Below are 7,380 nucleotides of genomic sequence, written 5' to 3'. Positions count from 1 at the left end.
ACTGGCACACCAACCAGCCAGTCCTACGGTCCCTGACCGCATACGACCACTGACCCCCTTGGAATAGATCGTCTAGGTGGGCCACACCCGACGTCACGGGGGCATCGTGTGTGCAATCCACCGCCTATGATCGCCGACGGCCGGACCGGGACGGGGGCAGGTTGATCAGCACGGTCTTCTTCGATGTCGGCGGGGTGATTCTCGACGAGTCTCGGGAGTTTGCCGCCTGGGCCGACTGGCTTGGTGTGCCACGGCACACGTTGTCGGCGGTCTTCGGTGCAGTCGTCGCGAGGGGCCTGGACTACCGAGAGACGTTCCGGACCTTCCGGCCTGACTTCGATCTTGAGGTCGAGCTCGCCCGACGGGCGGCCGCCGGTCAGCCGGAGACGTTCGGCGCGGAGGACCTCTACCCGGACGCGCGCGGCTGCCTTACCGCTCTCCGCGACCAGGGACTGTTGGTCGGCTTGGCTGGTAACCAGCCAGCACACGCCGAGTCGACCCTGCGGTCTCTCGACCTCGACGTGGACGTGATCGGGACGTCGCACTCCTGGGGCGTGGCGAAACCGGCACCGGCCTTCTTCGACCGGGTCGTGGCCGAGGGCGGTGGCGATCCGGCGTCGATCCTGTACGTCGGGGACCGGCCCGACAACGACGCACGTCCGGCTCAGAAGGCCGGGATGAAGACGTGCCTGATCCGCCGCTCGCCGTGGGGGCACATCCTGGACATGTCGGCCGTGGCCGACCGGTGCCTGTTCCGCGTGGACTCGCTGCACGAGCTGCCGGACCTGATCGCCGTACACAACAGGCCCTGATGGTCCGTGGTCCTGGTGGCCGCCCACGGGGGGAGGGCGGCCACCAGGGATCGCGGTCAGGACAGGGAGCAGGCGTTCCCGTTGACGGTGACCAGTCCCGGGTTGGGGTTGGCGCCACCGTTGGTCGTCGCGTTGAAGCCGAAGGTCGCCGTGCCGCCGGGGACGATCTTGGCGTTGTGCGACTCGTTCTTCGCCGTGACCGTCGCGCCGGACTGGGTGACCTTCGCGAGCCACGCCTCCCGGACGCGCTGGTCGCCGGTGAACGCGAACCGGGTGGTCCAGCCGTTGACGGCCGTGGACCCGGTGTTACGGATGGTCAGCTGCGCGGTGAATCCGGTGCCGCCCTGCCAGGTGCCGTAGTTGGCGTAGTTCACCGAGCAGGTGACGGCCGGTACCGCGCCGGCCTCGCCCTGGTCGGCCAGGAACGAGGAGATCCAGGTCAGGGCCGAGTTCCAGTTGACCGCCACCTCGTTCGTCGAGTACGAGCTGATGTCGTCGACGTAGCAGAACATCGGCTTGCAGCCGGCGAGCAACTGCGCCACGAACGGGTCCTGCAGTGCGGCGTTCGCGCCACCGGCGAGGGAGCCGGCGGGCGGGTGGGGCAGGTTGGCGTCGAGCTGGTTACCGAAGATCCGGCTGTGCTGGTTCTGCGCGGCGTGCTCGCCCCAGCCGGTGACGTAGGAGATGTTCAGGGCGTTGCGGCCGAGGATGTAGTCCATCGCCTGCACGGCGCCGTCGCGGTAACGGGCGTCGCGGGTCAGGTCGAAGGCGGTGGCCAGGACGATCGCGTTGTTGATGATGCTGCTGTTGGCGCCCCAGAAGTAGCTGTCGGCGTCCCCGGGCATCGGCAGCCCGTACGCCTGCCGGCGCAGCTCGGCGAGGTAGGCGTCGGCGGCGGCGGTGACCGAGGCGCGCACCCGGGTCAGCTCGGCGGCGGGCAGCCCGTTGGGGACGGTGGCCAGGTCGAGGCGGCCGAGCGCGGCGACGCTCTGCCAGCCGAAGCCGCGCGGCTCGAACACGTTGCCGGTGTGGTGCGGCGACGCGGTCAGGTCGGTCAGGTAGGGCTGCGCCCCGGTGGTGAGGTACAGCTCGACAGCCGCCCAGTAGAACTCGTCGGTGACGTTCGAGTCGTCGTACGCGCCGCCGCTGGTGCCGTCGGTCGGGCTGGCGTACACCGCGGGGTGGGCCTTCGCGGCGGCGTAGGCCGTCTTCGCGGCGGTGCCGCAGCGGGACGCGAGCGCCGCGTCGTACGGTGCGAAGAGTCGCGCGCACTGGGCGGCGGTCGCGGCCATGTTGAGGGTGGCCGCGGTCGACGGCGGGTGCAGCTCGCGCGGCTGCGGGTCGTCCTGCGGGGCGAGCGGCAGGCCGGTCCAGTTCCTGTCGTGGATCTTGTGGTGGACCATGCCGGCGAGCGGCTTGCCGGCCGGCACCTGCATGCGCAGCAGGAACTCCAGCTCCCAGCGGGCCTCGTCGAGGATGTCCGGCACGCCGTTGCCGCGCTCGGGCACCCGCAGGGTGCTGTCGGCCAGTCCGGCGCCGCCGTTGGCGGTGGCCGCCGTTTTGGTCCGCTCGAAGGTGTTGAGCAGTTGGTAGGTGGCGATGCCACCGTTGACCACGTACTTGCCGTGGTCGCCGGCGTCGTACCAGCCGCCGCGTACGTCCAGCGAGTAGTCGCAGACGCCCGGCTGGCAGGGCACGTTGGTGTCGCCCTGGTTGGGCGCGACGTCGAGGTGGCCGGCGGGGCGGGCGTACTCGTCGCCGATCAGGTCACCGTCGATGGCGATGCCGCTGCGCTGGGCGTAGAAGAACTGCATCGAGTCCGAGCGCAGTTGCTTGTAGAGGGTGCCGGAGATCTCGAACGGGTGGCTGGTCTCGCCGTCGACGGTGAGCGTCAGACCGGCGCCCGGCGTGCGGTGACTGGAGAAGTCGACGGTCTGCACGTTCTGGCCGGAGGCGGCGTCGACGCCGTGCGTGGTGGTGGTGCCGCTCGCCAGAACCGTGCCGACGGCCGAGTGCAGTTGCCAGGGCAGCGGCGTGGTCGCCTCGGTGACCACTGTGGCGTTCTTCGGGCCGCCCGGCAGGTAGCCGACCTGGTTGACGCGTACCCGGGGCCCGGTGTCCGGCTCGTACAGGGCGGGTGGCTCGCCGCCGCGCAACGACACGTCGTCGAGGCAGATGGTCTGCGCCTGCGCGCTGCCGCCGACCTGGAAGATCAGTTGAGCGTTCTGGTTGTCGTCCGGGACGGTGAACGTCGACTCGACGCGCTGGCTGGTGCCGGTGGCGGCGGCGTCCACGGCGGCGTACGTCGTGTACGGGGCGCTGCCGAGCTGGAGCACGGCCTTGACCGCCGTGCCGGGCGTGGCGGTGATGTCGAAGCCGAGGGTGTATTCGGCGCCGGTGATCAGTGGCACGCCGTCCTGGCCGATGCCGGCGTCCCACGGGTTGGCGAGTCCGCCGGGGACGGAGGCGCAGAGCTGGCCGTCGGTGACCGTGAGCGGGTCGGTGCCGTAGGAGAACCACGGGCTCACGCCCGCGCTGAAGTCCCCGTTGTCGATCTGCTCGGGGGCGTCCGGCGGAGGGTCGGCGTGGGCCGCGCCGGCGCCCGCGCCGGTGAGGGCCAGCGTGGTCGCCGCGGCCAGGAGGAGGCGGCGTGTGGATGACGTCACGGGGGAGTCCTTCCGGGACGGAGGGTGAGGCAGGCGGCGGTGGTGATCTGGGAGCGCTCCCAGCTCGAAGCTCGATGTTTCCAGTGGCGGTACCTCCTGTCAATTGACCTGACTGGATGGGATCTGCCCTCCGACGAGGGCGTGGAGATCGGCACGCGGTGGAACGCGAGAGGTGAGATTGGCCGCGCCACGCGCCGTCGTCCTGATCTCCTAGAGACAACTGAGCCCTTCGCCTGGCAGGCTGCCTCCCATGACCCTGAAGCTGCGTTCCGTGGGAACGAGCGACCGTGGGCTGATCCGCAGCGGAAACCAGGACGCCCTGCACGCCGGCGCCTGGCTCGTCGCGGTCGCCGACGGCATGGGCGGAATGGCCGCCGGAGACCTCGCCAGCTCGCTCACCATCGACGCGGTCGCTCCGCTGGACGTGGAGACACCCGAGGACGCCCTGGTGGCCGCCCTCCAGGACGGCATCGCGCTGGCCACCGCCCGCATCCGGCAGGCGGTCGCCGACGACCCCGAGCGCCAGGGCATGGGCACCACGTTGACCGCCCTGCTCTTCGCCCGTACCGGCAGCTGCCTGGCCCTCGCCCACGTGGGTGACTCGCGGGCCTACCTCTTCCGCGAGGGTGTGCTCAAGCAGGTCACCCGCGACGACACCTTCGTGCAGATGCTCGTCGACCAGGGCGTGATCACGGCGGACCAGGCCAGCAGCCATCCGCGCCGGGCGGTCGTCACCCAGGCGTTGCAGGGCGAGGACGTGTCCCCGTCGTACGCGACGATGGTGCCCCGCGCCGGTGACCGGTGGCTGCTGTGCAGCGACGGGCTCTCCAACGTCGTCCGCCCGGACACCCTGGCCGAGGTGCTCGCCGCCTACCCCGACCGGGCCGCCTGCGCTGGCAAGCTGATCGACCTGGCGCTGCACGCCGGCGGGCCGGACAACGTCACAGTGGTGGTGGCCGACGTCGTCGAGGAGTAGCCCCTCCTCAGCGCCGGCGCGGCGCGGCGCGGCGGGTGGGCGTCGCCGTGCCCGGGTCCTCCGGCCACGGGTGGCGGGGATAGCGACCGCGCAGCTCCGAGCGGACCTGTTGATAGCCGGTACGCCAGAACGACGCGAGGTCCGCGGTGACCGCCACCGGGCGACCGGCGGGGGAGAGCAGGTGCAGCAGCACCGGCACCCGGCCACCGGCGATGCGCGGGGCCGCCGGCCAGCCGAACGTCTCCTGGAGCTTGACCGCCAGCACCGGCGCGGCCGGATCGGCGTAGTCCACCCGGATGCGTGAGCCGCTGGGCACCTCGATGCGTTCCGGGGCAAGCTCGTCGAGGCGCGCGGCCTGGGCCCACGGCAGCAGCCGGCGCAGGGCCGAGGTCACGTCCACCCGGCTCAGGTCGGCGCGTCGCCTGGCGGCGGCCAGCTCCGGCCCCAGCCACGTCGGCGCGGCCGCGAGCAGGGCCTCGTCGCCGACGTCCGGCCACTCGTCGCCGAGGTGGTGCCGGCAGAACGCCATCCGCTCGCGCAGCCCCCGCGCCGCCAGGGTCCACGGCAGCAGCCCCAACCCCTCCTGACGCAGGCCGGTCAGCAGCGCCGCCGCCACCTCCGCCCGGTCCGGGCGGTCCAGCCGCCGAGCCACCAGCTCGATCGCGCCCAGTCGGGTCACCTCCCGGGCCACCACGTCCCCGTCGGACCAGCCCACCTCCCGCTGCGTGGACAGCAGCGGACCCGCCGCCTCCCGGGCGGTCGCCTCGTCCAGCGGCGTGGCGCGGCGAATCCGCGCCGAGGGCGCGCCGGGCCGGCGGTCCGCGACCGCCACCGCGAGCCAGTCGGCCCCGGCCAGCCCCGACCCGACCGCCAGCTCCGCGGCGGTCCCACCCGTCATCAGGTACGACGACCCGCCCGGCCGCCGCACCCGGGCCAACCGCTCGGGGTACGCCAGTCCGACGATCAGCCCGGCGGCGAGGTCGTCGGTCAGCCGGTCGGGGTCAGCGGGCCCGCCGGATCGAGGAGCTGCGGCGGTGCGGGCCGGCTGTGCGGTGCTGGCCGGCTGTGCGGTGCCGGGCGCGGCGGCTGTCCGGGCACGTCCGGAACCGGTGCGGTTCCCCTCCGGCGAGCCATCCGGCAGCGCGGCACGCAGGCGGCGTACCTCGACGCGCCAGCGGGCGGTGGCGCCCGCGTCGACGCCGGCGCGCAACCGACGCCAGCCGGCCACCAGGTCGTCGCCCGGGCCGGCCGCGCTCTCCTCGGCGAGCAGGGCGACCACCTCGGCCGCGCGGTCGACGCCGACCCGGTCGGCGGCGTCGAGCAAGGCCCGGGCCAGCCGCGGGTGCGCCCCGGCGGAGGCTATCGCGCGACCCCGTCCGGTGATCCGGCCCGTCTCGTCGACCGCGCCCAGCGTTTCGAGGGTGTCCCGGGCCACCGCCATCGCCGCGGCCGGCGGCGCGTCGGGCAGCGCCAGACCGACGCCGTCCGGGCTTCCCCAGGCGGCCAGCTCCAACGCGAAGCCGGTCAGGTCGGCGGTGGCGATCTCCGGCTCCGGCCGGGCGGGCAGCCGCTCGTGGGTCGCCTCGGACCAGCAGCGGTAGACGTACCCCGGCGCCTCGCGGCCGGCCCGGCCGGCCCGCTGGGTGGCGGCGGCCCGGGAGACCGGCACGGTGACCAGCGCGCCCAGCCCACGGGCCAGGTCGATGCGAGGCACCCGGGACAGCCCGGCGTCCACCACCGTCCGCACGCCCGGCACGGTGAGGCTGGTCTCGGCCAGCGCGGTGGACAGCACCACGCGACGCCGGTCGTCGGCGCTCCGGGGGCGCAGGGCCGCGTCCTGCTCGGCCCCGCGCTGCCGGCCGTGCAACGGCAGCAGCGAGACGGTGTCCCGCAGGTCGGCGAGCCGCCCGGCGACAGCCGCGATCTCACCGGCCCCGGGCAGGAAGACCAGCACGTCGCCGTCGTGCTCGCGTAGCGCCCGCCGGACGGTCGCGGCCACGTGGTCGAGCAGGGCGCGGTCCACCGGACCGGCCCCGGGCGGCGCGACCGGCCGGGCCGGCGGCGCCCAGATCCGCTCCACCGGGTGCAGCGCCGACTCGGCCCGGACCACCGGGGCCGGGGTGGCCCCGCCGAGCAGGGCGGCGAACCGGTCGGTGTCCGGCGTGGCGGACATCGCGAGCAGCCACAGGTCGGGCCGGAGCGTGGCCCTGGCCTCCACTGCGAAGGCCAGCGCCAGGTCGGCGTCGAGCTGCCGCTCGTGACACTCGTCGAGCAGCACCGCGCTCGTGCCCGGCAGCTCCGGGTCGTGGTGCAGCCGGCGGACCAGCAGGCCGGTGGTCACCACCTCGATCCGGGTGGCCGGGCCGACCCGCCGCTCGCCGCGTACGGCGTAACCGACCCGGTCGCCGACCCGCTCGCCGAGGAGGTCGGCCATCCGTCGGGCGGCGGCTCGTGCCGCCACCCGACGGGGCTGGGCGATCACCACCCGGCCGTCGACCCGGTCGGCCACCGCCAGCGGCGCGAGCGTGGTCTTGCCGGTGCCCGGTGGGGCGACCAGCACCGCGGCGCCGGCCGCGTCGAGCGCGGTGAGCAGCGCCGGCAGCGTCGGACGGACCGGCAGGTCCAGGGTCACGTCGGAGAGCACGGCCCAGTCTCGCACCGCGCTTCAGCAGGCTCGACGGGCCGGCCCAGCTGCTGGCCGCATCGGCGAGCGACCAGACGCGATCGGCCGGGCCCCAGCCTCGACCAGACGCGATCGGCCGGGCCGCCGCCCCGAAGGGAAGCGACCCGGCCGGCGTGCACACGATCGAGGACCGGGGCGACGCTGACCCGGCCCTCGATCGTGAAGTCCCTAGGGCCTGTCTTGTGGATCATGGTTGGTGGGGTAGGAACATCACGGGTGTCCGGAGTGTTACCCGAGCGCTAT

At 73.8% G+C, this 7,380-nt stretch carries 4 protein-coding genes; 2 read left to right on the top strand and 2 right to left on the bottom strand.

The features are described 5' to 3' along the window. Nucleotides 1–161: 161 nt before the first annotated feature. Entirely contained in the window at nt 162–812 is a 651-nt protein-coding gene (locus tag ACLQ24_RS27805) for an HAD family hydrolase (RefSeq protein WP_425894700.1), read from the top strand. Between the two features lie 56 nt (nt 813–868). Here the strand turns inward: ACLQ24_RS27805 and ACLQ24_RS27800 are convergent, their stop codons facing one another. Further along, nucleotides 869–3,478, bottom strand: coding sequence for a glycoside hydrolase family 9 protein (locus tag ACLQ24_RS27800; protein ID WP_425894699.1), 2,610 nt, complete (start codon nt 3,476–3,478; stop codon nt 869–871). 250 nt (nt 3,479–3,728) lie between these two features. Here ACLQ24_RS27800 and ACLQ24_RS27795 point away from each other — a divergent pair, with 250 nt between their 5' ends. Then, complete coding sequence (locus tag ACLQ24_RS27795) at nt 3,729–4,454, top strand: PP2C family protein-serine/threonine phosphatase (protein ID WP_425894698.1); 726 nt, start codon at nt 3,729–3,731, stop codon at nt 4,452–4,454. A gap of 7 nt (nt 4,455–4,461) precedes the next feature. On the opposite strand, the gene hrpB is transcribed toward ACLQ24_RS27795, so the two are convergent. Further along, entirely contained in the window at nt 4,462–7,098 is a 2,637-nt protein-coding gene (hrpB, locus tag ACLQ24_RS27790; RefSeq protein ID WP_425894701.1) for an ATP-dependent helicase HrpB, read from the bottom strand. Nucleotides 7,099–7,380: the final 282 nt, after the last annotated feature.

It is taken from the genome of Micromonospora sp. DT4, from assembly GCF_049841675.1.
Taxonomy (GTDB): domain Bacteria; phylum Actinomycetota; class Actinomycetes; order Mycobacteriales; family Micromonosporaceae; genus Micromonospora.
This window is presented reverse-complemented; position numbering and strand designations above follow the sequence as displayed.

Excerpts from the sequence above, each read along its gene's own strand:
- ACLQ24_RS27795 (WP_425894698.1), top strand. The coding sequence starts at position 3,729 with ATGACCCTGAAGCTGCGTTCCGTGGGAACGAGCGACCGTGGGCTGATC.